This window comes from Streptomyces sp. NPDC087428 (assembly GCF_044744085.1).
Lineage (GTDB): Bacteria > Actinomycetota > Actinomycetes > Streptomycetales > Streptomycetaceae > Streptomyces.
The window spans coordinates 136,696-156,376 of record NZ_JBIUXR010000018.1 but is presented as its reverse complement, the minus strand read 5'-3'; the positions used below and the strand labels follow the sequence as shown (position 1 = coordinate 156,376).

General features: G+C 70.7%; 15 protein-coding genes. 13 read left to right on the top strand and 2 right to left on the bottom strand.

The window, feature by feature from the left end:
- Positions 1-3: 3 nt before the first annotated feature.
- Positions 4-798 (top strand): aldose 1-epimerase, encoded by a 795-nt coding sequence (locus ACIO3R_RS32970; protein ID WP_402110712.1) that lies wholly within the window; start codon positions 4-6, stop codon positions 796-798.
- Between the two features lie 85 nt (positions 799-883).
- Here the strand turns inward: ACIO3R_RS32970 and ACIO3R_RS32965 are convergent, their stop codons facing one another.
- Both ACIO3R_RS32965 and ACIO3R_RS32960 read right to left on the bottom strand, forming a co-directional pair.
- Positions 884-3,007 (bottom strand): DUF6351 family protein, encoded by a 2,124-nt coding sequence (locus ACIO3R_RS32965; RefSeq protein WP_402110710.1) that lies wholly within the window; start codon positions 3,005-3,007, stop codon positions 884-886.
- A gap of 128 nt (positions 3,008-3,135) precedes the next feature.
- Positions 3,136-4,278, bottom strand: coding sequence for a mandelate racemase/muconate lactonizing enzyme family protein (locus tag ACIO3R_RS32960; protein WP_385037336.1), 1,143 nt, complete (start codon positions 4,276-4,278; stop codon positions 3,136-3,138).
- A gap of 231 nt (positions 4,279-4,509) precedes the next feature.
- Here ACIO3R_RS32960 and ACIO3R_RS32955 point away from each other — a divergent pair, with 231 nt between their 5' ends.
- The 12 genes from ACIO3R_RS32955 to ACIO3R_RS32900 all read left to right on the top strand — a co-directional run bounded on the left by ACIO3R_RS32955 (position 4,510) and on the right by ACIO3R_RS32900 (position 19,547).
- Positions 4,510-5,511 (top strand): LacI family DNA-binding transcriptional regulator, encoded by a 1,002-nt coding sequence (locus tag ACIO3R_RS32955; RefSeq protein ID WP_385037333.1) that lies wholly within the window; start codon positions 4,510-4,512, stop codon positions 5,509-5,511.
- A 109-nt stretch (positions 5,512-5,620) separates the two neighbouring features.
- Positions 5,621-6,961, top strand: a complete 1,341-nt coding sequence (locus ACIO3R_RS32950) for an ABC transporter substrate-binding protein (protein WP_385037331.1) — start codon at positions 5,621-5,623, stop codon at positions 6,959-6,961.
- A gap of 7 nt (positions 6,962-6,968) precedes the next feature.
- Positions 6,969-7,919 (top strand): carbohydrate ABC transporter permease, encoded by a 951-nt coding sequence (locus ACIO3R_RS32945; RefSeq protein WP_402110707.1) that lies wholly within the window; start codon positions 6,969-6,971, stop codon positions 7,917-7,919.
- Entirely contained in the window at positions 7,916-8,794 is an 879-nt protein-coding gene (locus ACIO3R_RS32940) for a carbohydrate ABC transporter permease (RefSeq protein ID WP_385037325.1), read from the top strand. Before ACIO3R_RS32945 ends, ACIO3R_RS32940 begins: the two co-directional genes overlap by 4 nt.
- Positions 8,795-8,871: 77 nt before the next feature.
- Positions 8,872-11,163 carry a hypothetical protein gene (locus ACIO3R_RS32935; protein ID WP_402110705.1) on the top strand — a complete coding sequence of 764 codons (2,292 nt, stop codon included), beginning with the start codon at positions 8,872-8,874 and terminating at the stop codon, positions 11,161-11,163.
- A 12-nt stretch (positions 11,164-11,175) separates the two neighbouring features.
- Positions 11,176-13,437, top strand: a complete 2,262-nt coding sequence (locus tag ACIO3R_RS32930) for an FAD-dependent oxidoreductase (protein ID WP_402110703.1) — start codon at positions 11,176-11,178, stop codon at positions 13,435-13,437.
- Positions 13,438-13,441: 4 nt separating this feature from the next.
- Positions 13,442-14,299, top strand: a complete 858-nt coding sequence (locus tag ACIO3R_RS32925) for an NAD-dependent epimerase/dehydratase family protein (RefSeq protein ID WP_402110702.1) — start codon at positions 13,442-13,444, stop codon at positions 14,297-14,299.
- An 84-nt stretch (positions 14,300-14,383) separates the two neighbouring features.
- A complete protein-coding gene (pyrE, locus tag ACIO3R_RS32920) occupies positions 14,384-14,923 on the top strand; it encodes an orotate phosphoribosyltransferase (RefSeq protein WP_311304687.1) in 540 nt (179 codons plus the stop codon).
- A 201-nt stretch (positions 14,924-15,124) separates the two neighbouring features.
- Positions 15,125-16,156, top strand: a complete 1,032-nt coding sequence (gene fbaA, locus ACIO3R_RS32915) for a class II fructose-bisphosphate aldolase (RefSeq protein WP_363021268.1) — start codon at positions 15,125-15,127, stop codon at positions 16,154-16,156.
- Between the two features lie 114 nt (positions 16,157-16,270).
- Positions 16,271-17,437 carry a MalY/PatB family protein gene (locus tag ACIO3R_RS32910; protein ID WP_402110701.1) on the top strand — a complete coding sequence of 389 codons (1,167 nt, stop codon included), beginning with the start codon at positions 16,271-16,273 and terminating at the stop codon, positions 17,435-17,437.
- A gap of 106 nt (positions 17,438-17,543) precedes the next feature.
- Positions 17,544-19,067 (top strand): MFS transporter, encoded by a 1,524-nt coding sequence (locus ACIO3R_RS32905; RefSeq protein ID WP_385037308.1) that lies wholly within the window; start codon positions 17,544-17,546, stop codon positions 19,065-19,067.
- Positions 19,068-19,133: 66 nt separating this feature from the next.
- The gene (locus tag ACIO3R_RS32900; protein ID WP_207319555.1) at positions 19,134-19,547 is read left to right on the top strand and encodes a DUF3151 domain-containing protein; all 414 of its coding nucleotides are present in this window, start codon (positions 19,134-19,136) and stop codon (positions 19,545-19,547) included.
- Positions 19,548-19,681 lie beyond the last annotated feature (134 nt).

Below are 19,681 nucleotides of genomic sequence, written 5' to 3'. Positions count from 1 at the left end.
CGGGTGAGCAGCAGCGAGAAGGACGTCCGGCTGTCCGTCGGCGACGCAGAGTTGACCGTGAGCCCCGCCCATGGCTGCCGTATCAGCAGCCTGCGGATCGGTGGTACCGAACTGTTGCGGCAGGGGGAGCGGTACGGCTGCTTCCCGATGGTGCCGTGGTGCGGGCGCATGGAGAACGGGCAGTTCCGCAACGGCGGCGTCCTGCACCGGATGCCGCTGACCGCCCCGCCGCACGCCATCCACGGCACGGGACGCGACACGGCCTGGCGGACCGCCAGGGAGACCGGGACGGAGGCCTCGTTCTACTACGACCTGGCCGAGCCCTGGCCGTACCCGGGCCGGGTGACGCAGACCTTCGAACTGGCCGAGGACTCCCTCACGCTGGCGTTCGGCATCGAGACGTACGGGGACTCCTTCCCGGCGCAGGCCGGCTGGCACCCCTGGTTCCGGCGCAACCTCGGCGGCGAGGACGTCCGGATCGACTTCGACGCCGCCTGGCAGGAGGAGCGGGGCGAGGACCATCTGCCGACCGGCCGCCGGATCCCGCCCCTGGGCGGACCGTGGGACGACGCCTTCGGGATGCCCGACGGCGTCGAGGTGACCCTCACCTGGCCGGAGCAGCTGGAGCTGACGGTGAAGAGCCGGACCGAGTGGGTCGTGGTCTACGACGAGCAGGCCGAGGCGGTCTGCGTGGAGCCGCAGTCGGGCCCGCCGAACGGGCTGAACACCGAGCCCCGCTACGTCACCCCGATCGAGCCCCTGGAGATCGCGACGACCTGGAGCTGGCGCACGCTCTGAGGGGGCGGCGGCGGCAGGGGGCGGAACGAGGGAGTGCTGAACGATCGTCCGGCACTCCCTCGTTCCGCCCCCTGCCGCAGCCCCGTCAGTTCTGGTCGAAGGAGAGCCAGGTGCCGGCGAGGCCCTGTTGACCCGCCCCGGGTGTGGACCAGTCGCAGACACCGTCGCGGAAGACCGCCTCGAGGTCGTCGAGCTGGGCGTCGGTCACCGGCACCTGGTAGTCGGAACGGTCCACCGGACGCTTGCGGCACTTGACGATGTCGTTCGCCACATCGGCTCCCGCGACCATCCGCGGCGATGTCCACACCGGGTACAGGGTGTTGCACTCGGTGGTGCCGATGCCCTCGACCTGGGGCTCGGTGATCTTCTTCGCGCCGATGCCACGGGTCCAGCAGGCGTCCGCGAGGCCCTCCGGCCGGTGGCGGACGATCTTCTCGATGGGGGCGTCGTCGCCGGTGTCCCCCTTGATGCCGGTGAGCCAGTGGTCCATGTCGGCCACCATTCCGGCGAGCGTGAATCCGTGCCCGGCGGCGCGGGTCAGCATGACCTGGTTGGCGTGGGTGCCGTTGGCCTTGTCCAGGCGCGCCCGGGTGGAGAAGGACTGGAAGCGCATGTGCATGTCGCCGGTCGCGGAGTCGTCCGTGTAGTCGCGGTAGTCGATGACCGGCACGTCGGCGAGGCCGCCACCGCCGTTCAGCAGGCGTCCCGTGCGGTAGGCCGTCCGTACTGCCTTGAGATCGGCGGCGGTGCGCTGCGCGGCGGGCCGGGCGTCGTCGTCCAGGCCGCCGATGCGCCGGTTCAGGTCGATGAACTGGTCCACGCTGATGGTGCTCTTGTTCAGGGCCTCCAGTCCGTACTGGATCCCGGTGTTGTCGAGCGGTCTGCGCGGCTTTCCGGTCGCCGGGTCCTTGCCGTAGACGTTCACGGTGTGGCTGTAGACGTCACAGCGGGCACCGTCCGGGTTGGTGGCGGGGTCGTAGCGCTGCGCCTGTGGCAGCTGGGCCGGGCAGAATCCCGTGGGGTCGATACGGCCGGCGGCCCGTGCCAGGCTGCCGATGCTCTCCCACTTCCCGAATCCGGAGACCGCCCGCTGCTGCTCCTGGGTGAACGTGTCCGGCGCGACGTTCTTGAAGTACCGGTTCAGGAGCAGCGCGTCGCTGAGCGTCTGGATCGTCCCGAAGCCGACATCGGGGAAGCTGCACCCGGAGAGGATGCCGTCCAGCAGGCCCGGGTAGTTGTCGGCGATCTGGTGGGTCTGGTACGAGCCGCCGGAGCAGCCGTTCCCAATGGTGAAGGCGGGCTCGCCGTACGTCTCGACGAAGCGTTCCTTGACCATGCTCATGGTCTCGGCGGCCAGCAGGTCGTTGCAGTTGTTGCCGAAGACGTTCAGCGTGGACGACGCGACGCCGTAACCCTTGCTGAGATACGCGTCGTTCATGATGCCGACGGTCTTTCTGCCCTGGACGTACCAGCCGTTGTCGCAGCCGCCGCCGAAGCCGTACACGAGGCGCCCGTTCCAGCCCGGCCCGCGTTCCAGCGGGTCGGGGGTGCCGGACTCCGGGTCGAGCAGCACGGCCGTCTCGTAGATGCCGCGGTTGATGGTGCCGGTCTCGACGCGGACGATGTAGGGCACCGCCTTGCCCTCGCTCGTCGTGGCGGTCGCCAGGTCGGCGGGGCGGGTGTTCTCGTCGGGCAGCGGAACGAACGCGCCCGCCGTGGTGCGGTACATGTAATCGATACGGGTCCCGACCGAGCAGTCCTGGTCGGTCGGCTGTCCGAGGGTGGCGCCGGTGACCGTCTTGAACGCGGCGGTGTCACAGACGAACGGCTGCTCGTGCGGTCCGGCGAACATCGGCCCCGTGACGGGATGGTTCTTCAGGGTCAGTTGTCCGGCGCCCGCGCCGGGGGCTCTGGCCGTGACCTTGTTGGCACCCTCGGTCAGGTCCTTCACCAGGCCCATCAGCGCGTGGTCGCCGAAGGGCCGGAAGCTCGACGTCAGGTCCCGGCCGTCCGCCTCGACCCGGACTCCGCCGGGCGGCACGGAGGCGGGTACCTCGACGCGGATCAGGGCGTCGCCTCCCGACACCGTGCCGGGCCGCGACGACACGGCCGTCACCGTCAGTTTCTCGGCCTCCTGGCTGCCGGCCGGCGTCGCCGTCACACCGGCCAGCACGCTGATGAACGCCATACCGGCGAGACCCAGTCGCACCGGTCTCGCGGCTCCTGTGAACAACACGACGGAGCTCGCCTCGCTTTCTTGGGGTCGGGGATCGTGCTCGGTGAGCGGGTGAGCGGGTGAGCGGGTGAGCGGGTGAGCGGGTGAGCGGTCCTGCCCGGCTACCAGTTGGTGAACGCCCCGTCCGACGTGCGCAGGTGGGGACGCTCGGCCGCCTTTGCCCGGAACCGGCGCGCCGCCTCCCGGTCGATGTCGACGCCGATACCGGGCAGTTCGCTCAGCTCGACCCGGCCCGGCAGGACCGTCGGCCGTGCGGTGAAGAGCGCGGCGATGGCCGGCTCGGGGTCGGTCTGGTGCTCCTGGATCGCCACATTGGGGCAGGCCAGGTTGAGTTGGAGTGAGGAGGCGGCGGTGACCGGGCCGAGCGGATTGTGTGTGGCGAGCTTGATGTGGTGGGCCTCCGCCATCGCCGCGATCTTCTTCGCCTCGGTGAGGCCCGCCGCGACCCCGACGTCCACGCGTGCGTAGTCGATGAGCTCGCCCTCGATGAGCGACCTGAACTCCCATTTGGAGCCGTACTGTTCGCCCGCGGCGAGCGGTACGCCGGTGCGGGCCCGGAGCATCCGGTAGCTGTCCGCGTTCTCGCAGCGCAGCGGGTCCTCGACGAAGTACGGGCGGGCTGCCTCGATCTCCCGGCACAGGGTCAGCGCCTCCGGCGGATCCAGGCGCGTGTGGACGTCGAGGATCAGCTCCACCTCGTCGCCGACCGCGTCCCGCACCTGGTGGAAGAGGTCGACCGAGTCGCGCAGGCACCGGCGGGCGTCGAGCGTCCCGTCGGCGTCGTGCGGCGAGGCGAACCGCAGATGGCCCCAGCCCTGGGCGACCAGATCGCGACAGCGGTCCAGGAAGCCCGCGCGGTCGTGGTAGCCGTCACCGACATGGACATAGGCGGGTACGTGATCACGCACCCGGCCCCCGAGCAGCTCGTGCACGGGGACGCCGAGCGCCTTGCCGCGGATGTCCCACAGGGCCACGTCCACCGCCGCGATGGCGGCGGCGAGTATCCGGTCGGCGGGAAAGAACCCGCGCCGGAACATCACTTGCCAGAGGTGCTCGATCCGTCGGGGATCCTCGCCGACGATCAGCTCCGCGAGGTGTTCGAGACCGCCCGCGACCGCTCGCTGGCGCGACCTGATGCCGACCTCGCCCAGGCCGTGGATGCCCTCGTCGGTGTCGACGACGACCAGCATCATGCTGTCGCCGTGGTCGGGAAGAGTCAGCACTTCCAGGCCGGTGATCTTCATGGCGCTCCTCTATGAAAACGTTCCCGCAATTTCAGTGCTGTTCGTGAGAGCACATCATCAACAGCAGTCGAAGTGCAGCGCAAGACCCTGTATCCAGCAGGTTTTCCTCGACGTAACAGTCCCGACGCGTGTCTTGACAGGCGATGGGAACGTTCGCAAGCATCAGCCGCATCCGCAGGTTCGGGTGGCAAGACCGGTGTCCCCGGCCGCAGACGATGAGGAGGCCCGTCCGTGGCAGTCACGATCCGGGAGGTGGCGAGCGCCGCGGGTGTTTCGGTGTCGACGGTGTCCCGTGCGTTCACCGCGCCCGACCAGGTGCAGCCGGCGACCCGGCAGCGCATCCTCGACGCCGCGGCCGGGCTGGGCTACTCCGCCAACCCGGCGGCCCGTTCGCTGCGCGGCGGCGGGACCGGAACGCTCGGCCTGATCGTCCCGGACATCGCCAACCCGTTCTTCCCGCCGATCATCAAGGCGATGCAGGCCCGCGCCCGGCGCCTGGGCTACACCGTCCTGGTCGCCGACAGCGACGAGCGCGAGGCGGACGAGCTGGCCGCCATCGCCGCCGTGTCGAAGCGGGTCGACGGCCTGATCCTCTGGGCCTCCACCCTCACCGAGGGCCGGCTCCACGAACTCGCCGGCCAGATGCCGCTGGTGGTGGTGAACCGGCACGTGCCGGGCATTCCCGAGGTCCGGATCTCCCTGTCGGCCGGCATCGCGCAGGCCGCGGAGCAGTTGAAGGCGTACGGACATCGGCGCTGTGTCTTCATCAACGCGTCCCGCGTCGAGCTGAGCCGCGGCAAGTCCATCCAGGAGTCCTTCGAGGCGCTCGACCTCTCCCTGACGGAACTCGGCCCTTACGAGCCGCGGTTCGAGACGGGGGTGCACGCCGCCACCCTGGTCGCCGCCCATGACGCGACGGCGGTGATCGCCCACAACGATCTGGTCGCCCTCGGGGTGCTGCACCAGATGGCCAACCTCGGCGTCGGTGTGCCGCGCGACGTCAGCGTCATCGGCATCGACGACACGCTGCTCGCCTCCGTCTCCACTCCCAGCCTCACCACGATCAGGATCGACCCCGAGGAGATCGCCACGCGTGCGGGGGACCTCCTCATCGAGACGATCGCGAGCACCCGGGGCCGTACCGGACAGGTCACCGAAGCCGATACGCCCTTCGTGGAGATCGGCTCCCGCCTGATCCCGCGGGCCTCGACGGGACGCGCCCCCGCCCGCTGATCCACGACGCACACCACCACAACGAACAAGGCACCGCGCCGAGCCCCACCCTGCCCTTCTTGGAGACGTTATGCCCAGAAACACCCGTTGTGCGGCCATAGTTGGCTGCATGACGCTGACCGCGACCCTCGCGGGCTGTTCCTCCCTCACCCCCAGCAGCGCCGCCGGGGACGGCGATCTCGTGCTGCGGGTACAGGGCATGCCGCCGGCCACCGACAAGCCGGGGATCGCCCTCTTCAAGAGGCAGGTGGCCGACTTCGAGAAGGCCAACCCGGGCGTCAGGGTCAAGGGCTCGACCACGGTGTTCGACCCACTGACGTTCTCCGCGAAGCTGTCCGGCGGCAATGTCGAGGACGTCATCAGGGTGCCGCTGACCGAACCGCAACGGCTCATCCAGCAGAAGCAGGTGCAGCCGATCACCGGGCAGCTCAAGGAGTGGCAGCACTTCAAGGAGTTCAACCCGCAGGTCCTCCAGCCGCTGACCGACAGCGCCGGCGACGTGTACGGGGTGCCGCAGAACCCGTACGCCCAGGGCCTGGTCTACAACCGCGAGCTCTTCGAGAAGGCCGGGCTCGACCCCGACAAGCCGCCGGCCACCTGGGCGCAGGTGCGCACCGCTGCCAAGCGGATCAGCGACCGGACCGGGAAGGCCGGCTTCGTCCACGAGTCCAAGGACAACCAGGGCGGCTGGCAGCTGACGATGCTCTCGTACGCCTTCGGCGGCGAGCTGGAGAAGGAGCAGGGCGGCACGTACACCGCCACGCTCGCCGGGGAGCCGACGAAGAAGGCGCTGCGGCTGCTCAAGGACATGCGCTGGAAGGACGACTCGCTCGGCAAGACCCTGCTCAACAACCAGAACGACGTGATCAAGCAGTTCGCGGCCGGGCAGGTCGGCATGTTCATGGGCAGCCCCGGGACGTACCGGCTGGCGAAGATGCAGTTCGGCATGGAGAACCCCGACGCCTTCGGAGCCGCCCCGATGCCGCAGTCCGGCGGCGACGCGACCCTGACCGGCGGCGATATCTACCTGGTCCCGAGATCCGTCGACAAGAAGCACGCGGCGGCCGCCGTCAAGTGGCTGACCTTCGCCTACGCCGAGCCGCAGTACAGCACCGACACCGCCGCCCAGCAGGCCAAGACGCTCTCCGCCGACCCGAAGTCCGCGGTGGGCGTGCCGACGCTGCCGGTCTTCGACGAGAAGCGGCAGAAGGAGATCGACGCCGCGGTCGAGCCGTACGTCAATGTGAAGCTGCGGAACTTCAAGCCGTACATCGACGGTCTCTCCGCCCTGGAGCTGAAGCCGGAGCCGCTGTACCAGGCCCAGAAGCTCTACACCGCGCTCGACCCCGTGGTGCAGGCGGTGCTCACCAAGCGCGACGCCGACATCGACGCCCTGCTGGCCTCGGCCGACAAGGACGTCAATGCCAAGCTCGCCGCGGACCAGAAGTAGCCGGCGCATGGCCCTGCTCACTCCGCCCCGGCGCCCGGCCGATGTGTCCAAGGAGCACGCGCCGCGAGTCCTCCAGCCGCCGCGGCGTGGCACCGGCGCCCGCAGACAGCTCACGGCCTGGTTGTTCCTCGTCCCCACACTGCTGGTCTTCGGGCTCTTCGCCTGGTGGCCGATCGTGCGCGGCCTGCTGATCAGCTTCCAGAAGACCAACCTGGTCGAGCCCGCGGTCTGGGTCGGCCTGGACAACTTCCGCGCTCTCTTCGACGATCCACTGCTCGGCACCGCCGTCGGCAACACCCTGATCTTCGTGGGGCTCGGCCTGCTGATCGGCTTCCCCGCGCCGCTGATCCTGGCCGCCGTCATGTCGACGGTGCGGCGCGGCGCGGGCGTCTACCGCTTCCTGGTGTACCTGCCCGTGGTGATCCCGCCGGTCGTGGCGATCCTGCTCTGGAAATGGTTCTACGATCCCGGCAGCGGGCTCTTCAACAACGTCCTCGGCAAGGTCGGGCTCGGCCCCTACTCCTGGCTGGAGTCCTCCGACAGCGCCATGCTCTCGCTGGTCCTGGAGTCCACCTGGGCGGGCATGGGCGGTGCCGTGCTGATCTACCTCGCGGCGATGGTCGGCATCCCCGGCGAACTCTACGAGGCCACCGAGGTGGACGGCGCCGGTATCTGGCGACGGATCTGGCATGTGATGCTGCCGCAACTCCGCTCGGTCATCGGCCTGCTGCTGCTCGTCCAGCTGATCAACACGGTCCAGGTCTTCACCGAGCCGTACATCTTCACCGGCGGCGGCCCCGAGAACTCCACCCTCACGGTCCTGCTGCTGATCTTCCGGTACGCCTTCCAGGACGGCGACTACGGGCAGGCCGCCGCGCTCTCCTTCCTGATGGTGGCCGCCCTCGCCCTGCTCTCCGCGGTCTATCTGCGGGCCACCCGCAGCTGGAGCACGTCATGACCACACCCGTCACCTTCGTCTCCGCCAACGACCGCCAACGCCCCGGCGTACGCGCCGCGGTGCGCTCCATCCAGGTGTTCACCCTGATCCTGCTGCTGCTCATCGGCATCGGACCGCTCTACTGGATGATCAAGGGCGCGGTCTCACCGCCCACCGAGCTCACCACGCAGCCCCTGGCGCTCTGGCCGGACCGGCCGGCCCCGGGCAACTTCGCCACGGCGTACACCGACCTGGGTGTCGGCCGCTATCTGATGAACACCTTCCTGGTGGTCGGCGGGTCGTGGTTCGTCCAGCTCTTCGTCTCGGCCACGGCAGGCTTCGCCCTTTCGGTGCTCAGGCCGAAGTTCGGCAAGCTCGTCTACGGGGCGATCCTCGCCACGATGTTCGTGCCGTACACGGTGAACATGGTCAGCCTCTTCATGACCGTGATCGACGTCCCCCTCCTGCACCTCAACCTGGGCGACACCTACTGGGCGATCTGGCTGCCCGCCGGCACCAACGCCTTCACGGTGCTGCTCGCCAAACAGTTCTTCGACGCCCTGCCGAAGGAACTGTTCGACGCGGCCCGGGTGGACGGGGCGAGTACCCGGCAACTGCTCACCAAGATCGTGCTGCCCATGAGCAAGCCGGTGCTCGCCGTGATCAGTCTCCTCGCGGTGATGCACTCGTGGAAGGACTTCATCTGGCCGCTGGTGGCCATCACCGACCCCGAGAAGCAGCCGATCAGCGTCGCCCTCGCCCAGCTCGCCACACAGGCGCCGCAGGACCAGCTGATCGCCGCGATGGTGCTCGCCGTCGCCCCGCCGGTGCTCGTCTTCGTCGTCTGCCAGAAGTACATCGTCGCCGGGCTCGGCTTCACCGGGGTCAAGGGCTGAGCTCCACCGCGCCCCTGCGGACTCCGTCGAATATTCGAGGCACTTCACCACACCCAGGACAAGAGAAGGGCACCTCCATGTCAGTCGCCCGCCGCAGATTCATCGAGGGCACGGCCGTCGCGACCGGCGCCGCGCTGCTGCCGGCCGTTCCCGCGTACGCCGCGGACCCGGTCACCATCGACGCAGAAGGCATCACCCTGACCGGCCGGAGCGACGGCAGCGTCCTCCTCCAGGACGGTGCGGGCGCCGACCGCATCCTGCTCAGCCACTTCATGATCAAGGACACCGCGCTCGGTCAGCAGCGCACCTTCGGCGGTACGCCCGCCCGGATCACCCTCCCCGACGGGCGGCCCGCGATCCAGGTCACGTACACGATGGCGAGCGGCGCCTCCGGAGTCGCGGTGCGCGCCACCTTCGACGTCACCCCGCACCGGGCCCACCTGAAGTGGGAGGTGAGCGGCTCCGCCACGCTCGCACCGGCCGGCTTCATGTTCTCCCGCACGGTGTACGGCGCGAGCGAGGCGGAGTCGTACGAGCCGCTGACCGTCTGGGAACGGGACGCCCGGGGCGGCATCCCGTACGAGGTGAACGCGGGCGGCGCGTACGTGGAGACATGGGCCGGATCGAAGGGCTTCCTCTGCCTCTCGTCCACCACCCCCGCCAACACCGATGCCACCTGGGTCCACGCTCCCGGCACCTCGACCGGCGCGAGCACCGCGGTCACCGAGGCCGACGTGGTCCTCGGCGATCTGCGGCCGCGCGGGGCGGGAGCGCTCGCCGCCGGGAGGCCCCTCGGCGTGGAGGTGTGGACCGACCAGCCGTTCAACCTCTACAAGGCGGCCGGGCAGACGATGACGCTCAAGGCGCAGGTCGTCAACGGCTCCGCCGCCACCAGGACGGTGCGGCTCACCTGGTGGGCGCGGGACTTCGGCGGCGAGAGGATCGCCGGCGGCACACTCTCCAGGAACCTCGCGGCGGGCGCCGCCTGGAACCCCTCCTTCCCGCTCACCTCGCCGTCGCAGAACATCGTGTTCACCGAGGTGGAGGTGGTCAGCGGCAGCGACAAGGCGCTGGCCCGCACGAATCTGAGCGTGCTCCCGGAGTTCACGTACAAGGCGGGCAAGGAGTCGATGTTCGGCCTCGCCAACTACCCCTGGCTGCTCCGGCCCGGCAAGGAGGCCGTACTCGGGCTGGTCAGGACACTCGGCATCAAGTGGATCCGCATCGCCTACGCGGGCGCCCCCGGCATCGACACCGCGACCCTGGACGCGAACGGCATCGGGCACAACGTGGAGCTGAGCGGCATCCCCGTGGGCGGCAGCGCGGAGCAGATCGCGGCCTGGGCCGACAGGAACGTCGCCAAGGCACTGGACGCGGAGGCCGCGTACTTCGAGGTGAGCAACGAGGTCAACCAGCCCTGGATGTCGGGCCGCGGCGCCGATGCCTACGTCCGGGACGGTCTGCGCCAGGTCACCACACGCCTGGACGCGGCGGGCTCGCGGATGAAGGTCATGAACGCCGGCCTCGGCGGCATGGACTACGTGTGGACCGAGAACTTCCGTGCCGCGGGCGGCTGGGACCTCATCGACGCCTTCGCCTTCCACCCCGGACGCGGCAACTTCACGCCCGACTTCGCGCCGCCGCCCGAGGAATGGACCCAGGGGGCGTCCGGCTCGTACTGGAACTTCCTCGGCGCACTGCGCAAGGCGAACCAGGTCCTGGCGGAGTACGGCGGCGACAAGGAGCTGTGGCTCACCGAGGCGTACGCCCCGACCCGGCCCAACGCCTGGTGGAGCGACACCTACCGGCACGCCGCGGAGAACACGCTGCTCACGCTCGCCCTCGCCAAGTCCGAGAACGTGCGCGCCGTCAACTGGTACCAGCTCCACGACTCGGTCCTCTACCACCCCCAGGAGGCCGACCCGGCGAACCCCGAGTACCACTACGGCCTGATGAACCGCGACACCAGCGCCAAGCCCTCGCTCCTCGCCTTCGCGACCGCCGCCCGGGTCCTGGACGAGGCCGCGTTCGTGCGGCACCTCGCCTTCCCGGACCAGGACATCAAGGGGCTCCTCTTCACCACTCCCGCCGGACCGGTGTCGGTCATCTGGAGCCGCAAGGACGGCTACCTCCTCAACCCCGGGCACGGCGAGGACCCCTGGTACGCGTCGCCCGAGCCCTGGGTCGACACCTGGACGACCAGGACCGCGGTCGTCGCCCACTCGGGGACGGCCGAGGGCACGGTGCGGGAGCTCAACTGCATCGGCCAGGAACGCACGCTGAAGGCCTCCGGCGGCAAGATCACCCTCACCCTCGACGGCGCCCCGCGCGTCTACTACGGCCTCGCCGCCAATCCCGACTGGAAGTAAGTGGTGTACGACATGAGGAACGAAACCGCACGGCACGACATCACCGTCGTCGGCGGCGGCCTGGCCGGGGTCTGCGCGGCGATCGCCGCGGCCCGGCTCGGCCGGAGCGTCGCACTGATCAACAACCGGCCGGTGCTCGGCGGCAACGCGAGCAGCGAGGTCCGGGTCTGGGTGTGCGGCGCGACCGGCCACGGCAAGAACCACCATGCCCGTGAGGGCGGCATCATGGGCGAGCTGCTCGTGGAGAACCAGTTCCGCAACCCGGACGGGAACCCGTACTACTGGGACGCCGTGGTCCTGGACGCCGTGCGCGCCGAGCCCGGCATCACGCTCTACCTCAACACCGACGTGCGCGAGCTCGAGGCCGAGGGCCCGGACGAGGCCCGGCGGATCACGTCGGTCACCGGCTGGATGATGGGCTCGGAGCGGCGGATACGGTTCGAGAGCTCCCTCTTCCTCGACTGCACGGGGGACGGACTGATCGGCCACCTGGCGGGCGCCCACCACCGCATCGGCCGGGAATCGCGCGCCGAGTACCAGGAGCCCTGGGCGCCGGAGACGGCCGACGCCATCACCCTGGGATCGACGCTCCTCTTCTACACGAAGGACGCCGGCCACCCGGTCAAGTTCGTGCCGCCGGACTTCGCCAAGGACATCTCCCTGACCTCCATCCCGCAGCGCCGCATCATCAAGGCGGGCGACAACGGCTGTGCGTACTGGTGGATCGAGTTCGGCGGCGAACTCGACACCGTCCACGACAACGAACGCATCCGCGACGAGCTCTGGTCCGTCATCCACGGCATCTGGGACCACATCAAGAACTCCGGCGAGTTCGACGCGGCGAACATGACCCTGGAGTGGGTGGGCTCGGTTCCCGGGAAACGGGAGTACCGGCGCTTCCTCGGCGACTACGTCCTGCACCAGGGCGACATCCTGGGCCAGACCGAGTTCGCCGACCGGGTGGCATTCGGCGGCTGGTCGATCGACCTGCACCCGCCGCAGGGGATGTTCGCGACCGAGGCCGCCGCCAAACAGCGCTACGCGGACGGCATTTACCACATTCCGTACCGCAGCCTCTACTCGGTGAACACCGCGAACCTCCTCTTCGCCGGGCGCAACATCTCCGCCAGCCACGTCGCCTTCGGCTCGACCCGTGTCATGGCGACCTGCGCCACGATCGGCCAGGCGGCCGGCACGGCCGCGGCGCTCTGCGCGGCCGGGGACGTCACCCCGCGCGAACTCCCGGTACCCGAGCTGCACCGGGCGCTGCTGCGCCAGGACGCCTCGCTCATCGGACTCGCCTCGACGGACCCGGAGGACCTGGCCCTGCGGGCGACGGTCACGGCCTCGTCCACCCTGAGCGCCCTGGCGGTCGAGGAGCCCGACGAGCGATGGCCGCTCGCGGCGGACGCCGGGATCGTCGTCCCCGCGGACCCGGGCCTCTCGGGGGTGGAACTGCTGGTCGACGCCGACCGCGACGCCGAGATCGTGATCGACCTGTACGACCCCGAACTCGGCCAGAACTACGTTCCGCGCCGCCTCGTCGCCTCCACCACCCTGACCGTCACCGCCGGCGCCCGGCAGTGGCTCAAGACAGGCCTGGACTGGTCTCCCGAAACCCCGCGCAACGCCTTCCTGGTCGTCCGCGCCAACGACGCCGTCGCCCTGCACCGCTCCGACCGCCCGACCCCCGGCGTCCTGTGCTTCACGCGCGTCCCGCTGCGACCGGTGGACGAATCGCCGCAGCCGCTGCGCGAGTGGACGGACGCGGGTCTGCTGCGCCGCACCTTCTGCCTCCGTACGGGAGAGACCGCGGCCTACACCCCCGCCAAGGTCACCGACGGCTACGCCCGCCCGTACGCGGGACCGCACATGTGGGTCTCCGCACCCCTGGCGGACGCACCCGCCCCCTGGCTCGAACTGGCCTGGCCCGAGCCGGTCACACTGGGCCGGATCGAGGTCATCGCCGACGACGACGTCAACGAGGACCTGATCAATCTGCACCACCACCGCACGCCCTTCGACACCCTGCCCACCCTCCTGCGTGACTACCGCGTCGAGGCGCTGGATCATGACGGCACCTGGCGCGTCGTCGGCCACGCGGCGCAGAACCGGCGGCGCCGCGCGGCGCACACGCCGACGGAACCGCTCGTCACCTCGGCGATCCGGGTGGTCGTCGAAGCCACCAACGGGGCGGCGGCGGCGCACGTCGTCGCCGTACGCGCCTACGAGCCGTCCGCGCCCGCCAGCAGAAGCACCGACGCAGGGGAGTGACCGGATGGTCAGCAGGGCATTGGTCACCGGGGCCGCCGGGCGGATCGGGCGGGCGGTCCTCGCGCTGCTCGCCGAGCGCGGTATCGAGGCGAACGCCCTGGTCCTCGACGACCCCGGCGACCTCGCGGCCCGCCTGGTGGTGACGGGTGACGCCGCCGACGCGGAGACCGTCCGGGCGGCGCTGGAGGGCGCCGACGCGGTCATCCACCTGGCCGCGATCCCGACTCCCGAGCGCAACACCGCGTTCGAGGTCTTCGCGGGCAACAGCCTCGCCACCTTCACCGTGCTGGAGGAGGCCGGCCTGGCGGGGGTCCGGCAGGTGGCGGTGGCGAGCTCCTGGGGTGTCACGGGCCTGCCCTGGACACACGCCGAGGATCCGCACCCGCCGTACGCGCCGGTCGACGAGTCGATGGCCTCCCAGGTGGCCGACCCCTACGGCCTCTCCAAACAGGCCGACGAACTGACCGCGCGGATGATGGCGCGGCGGCACGGGATGAGCGTGGTGTGCCTGCGCTATCCGTACGTGGGCGGCTTCGAGGAACGGCTGCTCGCGCACGCCGCCCGCCTCACGGAGGACCCGGCCGCGGGAGCGAGGGACCTGTGGACGTACCTGGAGGTTCACGACGCGGCGAGGGCCGCGCTGCTGGCCCTGGACGTACCCGGCCGTGCGGCGCACGCGGTCCACCTCTGCGCCCCGGAGATCATCGTGCCGTACCCGACGGAGGAACTGCTGAGCCGCTACCACCCCACCACCGTGCTGCGACGTCCGCTGCCCGGCCGGACGGCGCCGGTCGACACCTCGGCCGCGCACAGGCTGCTGGGGTTCACGGCACGGAACCTCCTCGGTCACGGGGCCGCGTGAGGGCGCCCCGGGGCCGGTGCGGGCGCCGTGGACGGGCCGCTGCCGTGCGAACGGGTCGTCGGCGGGCGCCTTATCCTCGTAGCCATGACAGACGTACGCGCTGACCTGCTGCAGCAGATCAAGGACAAGGCCGTTGTACACGGCAAGGTGACGCTCTCCTCCGGCCTGGAGGCCGACTGGTACATCGACCTGCGTCGCATCACGCTGGACGGCAAGGCTGCTCCGATGGTCGGTCAGGTCATGCTCGACGCGACCGCCGAGCTGGACTACGACTGCGTGGGCGGGCTGACGCTGGGGGCCGACCCGGTCGCCACCTCGATGCTGCACGCCTCCGCCGCTCGCGGTCAGGAACTGGACGCGTTCGTCGTCCGCAAGGCGCAGAAGGCCCACGGGATGCAGCGCCGGATCGAGGGCGCCGAGGTCAAGGGCCGTCGCTGCCTGGTCGTCGAGGACACCTCGACGACGGGCGGCTCGCCGCTGACCGCCGTCGAGGCGGTGCGTGAGGCGGGTGGCGAGGTCGTCGCCGTCGCCGTGATCGTGGAGCGGGGTGCGGCTCCGGCCATCGCCGAGGCCGGTCTCCCGTATGTCCATGTGTACTCGGTCGCGGACCTCGGCCTGTCCTGACCTGCGATTTTCTTCAAGGGCGGCCGGTTTCACGTGAAACCGGCCGCCCTTGTCGTGAGTCCGCGGCCGGTGGCCCCGAACGCTGGGGGAGTGCGCCGGGTGGAGCCGAAGCCAGAGTCTGGGAAGATGGGGGCGACGATGACGTCGCCCCCAGGTCAGGGAACCAGCAACGCACACCCGCACATCCCAAGGAGCGGACAGATGCCCATCGCAACCCCCGAGGTCTACGCCGAGATGCTCGACCGGGCGAAGGCAGGCAAGTTCGCCTACCCGGCCATCAACGTGACCTCGACCCAGACCCTGCACGCTGCGCTGCGCGGTTTCGCGGAGGCCGAGAGCGACGGCATCATCCAGATGTCCACCGGTGGGGCGGAGTTCCTGGGCGGCCAGTACAACAAGGACATGGTCACGGGCGCTGTCGCCCTGGCCGAGTTCGCGCACATCGTCGCCGCCAAGTACGACATCACGGTCGCGCTGCACACCGACCACTGCCCCAAGGACAAGCTGGACACGTACGTCCGTCCGCTGCTCGATATCTCCGCGGAGCGCGTCGCCAAGGGTCTGAACCCGCTGTTCCAGTCTCACATGTGGGACGGTTCGGCCGAGACGCTGGCCGACAACCTCGCCATCGGCCAGGAGCTGCTGGCCAAGGCCGCCGCCGCCAAGATCATCCTTGAGGTCGAGATCACCCCGACCGGCGGTGAGGAGGACGGCGTCACGCACGAGATCAACGACGAGCTGTACACGACCGTCGACGACGCGCTGCGTACCGCCGAGGCGCTCGGTCTGGGCGAGAAGGGCCGCTACCTGCTGGCCGCGTCCTTCGGCAACGTGCACGGTGTCTACAAGCCGGGCAACGTCGTGCTCCGCCCCGAGCTCCTGAAGGACCTCCAGGTGGGTGTCGCCGACAAGTACGGCAAGCCGGCCGGCAGCCAGCCGTTCGACTTCGTCTTCCACGGCGGCTCCGGCTCCACCGCCGAGGAGATCGCCACCGCGCTGGAGAACGGCGTCGTGAAGATGAACCTCGACACCGACACCCAGTACGCCTTCACCCGCCCGGTCGCGGACCACATGTTCCGCAACTACGACGGCGTGCTGAAGGTCGACGGCGAGGTCGGCAACAAGAAGGTCTACGACCCGCGGACCTGGGGCAAGGCCGCCGAGGCGGGCATGGCCAAGCGCGTCACGGAGGCCTGCGCCAACCTGCGGTCCACCGGCACCAAGCTGAAGTAGTCCCGTACGGATGTGTGCGTGGGCCCGGTATCCCTTGGGGTGCCGGGCCCACGGCATGTCCGCGCCCGGCAGACCGGCGGACAGACCCGGCAGGAACGATATGAGGGAACAGCTGTGAGCACGTCCTACGACTTCGACACCGTCATCGACCGCCGCGGCACCTGGTGCGTCCAGTGGGACGGGGTCGCGGACCGGTTCGGGGTGGACGGGCTGCTGCCGTTCACCATCTCGGACATGGACTTCGCGACGGCCCCCGAGGTGCTGACAGCGCTGCGGGCCCGGCTCGACCACGGCGTGTTCGGCTACACCGACTGGCAGCACGAGGAATTCACCTCGGCGATCGCCCACTGGTACGCCACCCGGTACGGCACCACGGTCGACACCGGCCTGCTGGTGTACGCGCCCTCCGTGCTGAGCCAGCTGTCGCAGCTGCTCCAGATGTGGACGTCGCAGGGGGACGGCGTCGTCGTCCACACCCCCACGTACGACGGGTTCCGCAAGGCGATCACCGGGCTCGGGCGGGAGCTGCGCGGGGTGCCGCTGGGGGACACGGCCGCGCTGGAGCGGGAGCTCGCCCGCGCGGACAGCAAGGTCCTGCTGGTGTGTTCGCCCCACAACCCCACGGGGCGGGTGTGGACGGAGGCGGAGCTCGCGGAGCTGGCCCTGCTCGCCGCGCGGCACGGGGTCGCGGTGATCAGCGACGAGATCCACGCGGACTTCGTGCACGGCGGACGCCCGCACGTGCCGTGGACCCGGGTGGCGGGCGACGGCCGCTGGGCGCTCATCACCTCGGCGTCGAAGTCGTTCAACTTCCCGGCGCTGACGGGTTCGTACGGGCTCGTCGGCCGGCCGGCCGACCGGACGGAGTTCCTGCGCCGGATGGAGACCGCGGAGGGGCTGGCTTCGCCGGCGGTGCTCTCGCTGACCGCGCACATCGCCGCCTACCGGCAGGGCGCGGCGTGGCTGGACGCGGTCCGCGCGTATGTCACCGGGAACCTGGAGCTGGTCGCGGAACGGCTGAACGCGGCCTTCCCCGAGCTGGAGTGGGAGCCGCCGCAAGCCGGCTACCTCGCCTGGATCGACCTGCGCAAGGCGGGCGTCGAGGACGACGAGGCGCTCCAGCGGGTGCTGATCGAGCGGGAGCGGGTCGCGGTGATGCCGGGGAGCGTGTACGGGGCGGAGGGCTTCGTGCGGCTGAACGTGGGGTGCGCGCGGAGCAAGGTGGTGGCGGGGGTGGAGGCGCTGATCCGGGCGGTGGAGACCGTACGGGTCGCCGCGTAGCGGCGGGGCAGGGGGCCTTTCGGGGGCGCTGCCCCGGACCCCCGTTCCTCAGTCCCCGGAGGGGCTTGGACTGGCCGTCGGGGCGGTCGGCGTCGATGCTGGGGACATGGAGAAGAGCGAGGCGGACGGGCCCGGGATCCGGGTCGCCTCCGCCGCCGGGCGCTGGGTCGTCCTCACGACCGTGCTCGGGTCCAGCATGGCCATGCTGGACTCCACCGTCATCAACGTCGCCCTGCCCCGTATCGGCAAGGACCTCGGCACCGACCTGGCCGCGCTCCAGTGGACCGTCAACGCCTACATGCTGACGCTCGCCGGGCTGATCCTGCTCGGCGGGGCGCTCGGTGACCGGTACGGGCGGCGGAGGGTCTTCGTCATCGGGGTCGTGTGGTTCGCCCTCGCCTCGCTGCTCTGCGGCATCGCGCCCAACGCCTTCGTGCTCATCGCCGCCCGCGCCCTCCAGGGCGTCGGCGGGGCGCTCCTCACCCCCGGGTCGCTGGCCCTGATCCAGGCGAGCTTCCATCCGGACGACCGGGCCCGCGCGGTCGGGCTGTGGTCCGGGTTCGGCGGGGTCGGGGCCGCCGTCGGACCGTTCGTGGGCGGGTGGCTCGTCGACGGGCCCGGCTGGCGGTGGGTGTTCCTGCTGAACCTGCCGCTCGCCGCCGTCTGCGTGCCCGTCGCCCTGCGCCACGTGCCGGAGTCCCGGGACCCGTACGCGCACGGCCGCTTCGACGTGCTCGGGGCGGCGCTCGGCGCGCTCGCCCTCGCGCTGGTGACGTACGCGCTGATCGAGGCGCCGGGGCTGGGCGCGTCCCCGGTCGTGATCGGGGCGGCGGTGGGCGGGGTGCTGCTCGGTGTCGCGTTCGTCCGGGTCGAGCGGCGGCGGACGTACCCGATGCTGCCGCCGTCGGTGTTCGCCTCCCGGCAGTTCACCACCGTCAACATCGTCACCCTCTGCGTGTACGCGGCGCTCGGCGGCTACTTCTTCCTCTCCGCGATCCAGCTCCAGGTCGTCGCGGGGTACTCGGCGCTCGGCGCGGGCACCGCGCTGCTGCCGACGACCGTCCTGATGCTGCTGTTCTCGGCCAGGTCCGGCGAGCTGGGCCAGCGCATCGGCCCCCGTGTCCCGCTCACCGCGGGGCCGCTGATCGCCGCCACCGGCATGCTGCTGATGCTGCGCGTCGGGCCGGGATCGAGCTCCGTCCGGGGGTACCTGACCGAGGTGCTCCCGGCCGTGGCCGTCCTCGGCGTCGGGCTGGTCACCCTGGTGGCCCCGCTCACCGCGACCGTCCTGGCCTCCGTGGACACCGGCCGGGCCGGCCTCGCCAGCGGGATCAACAACGCCGCGGCCCGCGCCGCCGGGCTGATCGCGGTGGCCGCGCTGCCGCTGCTCGCCGGAATGGGGCCGGAGGCCTACCGGGACGCCGGGGAGTTCGCCGCGACCTTCCGGCGCGCCATGCCGATGTGTGCCGGACTGCTGGTGGTGGGCGCACTCATCGCCTGGTCGACCGTACGTACGCCCCCCTCGGCCGTACGGGACACGGCACGGCCCGAGTGCACGGTGAACTGCGGCGTTGCCGCCCCGCCACTGGAGCCGGCCCCGGAAGCGGCACGCCAGGCGGACGACCCCTGAGCGTTCCGACGGGCATTGTGCGCCCTTGGTGCCCCGGCGGCGCCGGTGCCAGGCACACTTGGACCCATGTCGATCCACGAGAACCTGCTCGGGGGCCCCGCCCCGACCCACCTGCCCGACGACCCGGGGCCGCGCGAACTGCTCGCGGCGGACGTCGCGCCCGCCGATGTCGCCGCGAAGTACCCGACCTCCTCCCTGGCCTGGGCGCAGCTCGCCGACGAGGCGTTCGAGGGCGGCCGGGTCATCGAGTCGTACGCGTACGCCCGCACCGGCTACCACCGCGGCCTGGACGCACTGCGCCGGGCCGGCTGGAAGGGCCACGGCCCCGTACCGTTCGAGCACGAGCCGAACCGCGGTTTCCTGCGCGCCCTGCACGCGCTGGCGCGCGCCGCGCAGTCGATCGGTGAGCAGGAGGAGTACGAGCGCTGCTCGTCGTTCCTCCGCGACTCCTCGCCGACCGCCGCCGAGACGCTCGGCTAGGCAACACCTGTCGTACCTGACCCGCAGGCCCCGCAGGCACCACCGCCCGCGGGGCCTGCGCGTCCCCCGGAGTGGCGTTTAGGATGCGAGCAGGGGACCGGAGCTCCACCACCTCACGGAAGGGGCGGACCGCT

Bases quoted from the DNA above. Each gene is read 5' to 3' on its own strand.
- ACIO3R_RS32940 (WP_385037325.1), top strand. From the start codon at position 7,916: ATGACCACACCCGTCACCTTCGTCTCCGCCAACGACCGCCAACGCCCC.
- pyrE (WP_311304687.1), top strand. From the start codon at position 14,384: ATGACAGACGTACGCGCTGACCTGCTGCAGCAGATCAAGGACAAGGCC.
- fbaA (WP_363021268.1), top strand. From the start codon at position 15,125: ATGCCCATCGCAACCCCCGAGGTCTACGCCGAGATGCTCGACCGGGCG.
- ACIO3R_RS32900 (WP_207319555.1), top strand. From the start codon at position 19,134: ATGTCGATCCACGAGAACCTGCTCGGGGGCCCCGCCCCGACCCACCTG.
- ACIO3R_RS32925 (WP_402110702.1), top strand. From the start codon at position 13,442: ATGGTCAGCAGGGCATTGGTCACCGGGGCCGCCGGGCGGATCGGGCGG.
- ACIO3R_RS32950 (WP_385037331.1), top strand. From the start codon at position 5,621: ATGACGCTGACCGCGACCCTCGCGGGCTGTTCCTCCCTCACCCCCAGC.
- ACIO3R_RS32945 (WP_402110707.1), top strand. From the start codon at position 6,969: ATGGCCCTGCTCACTCCGCCCCGGCGCCCGGCCGATGTGTCCAAGGAG.
- ACIO3R_RS32905 (WP_385037308.1), top strand. From the start codon at position 17,544: ATGGAGAAGAGCGAGGCGGACGGGCCCGGGATCCGGGTCGCCTCCGCC.
- ACIO3R_RS32935 (WP_402110705.1), top strand. From the start codon at position 8,872: ATGTCAGTCGCCCGCCGCAGATTCATCGAGGGCACGGCCGTCGCGACC.
- ACIO3R_RS32930 (WP_402110703.1), top strand. From the start codon at position 11,176: ATGAGGAACGAAACCGCACGGCACGACATCACCGTCGTCGGCGGCGGC.
- ACIO3R_RS32960 (WP_385037336.1), bottom strand. From the start codon at position 4,278: ATGAAGATCACCGGCCTGGAAGTGCTGACTCTTCCCGACCACGGCGAC.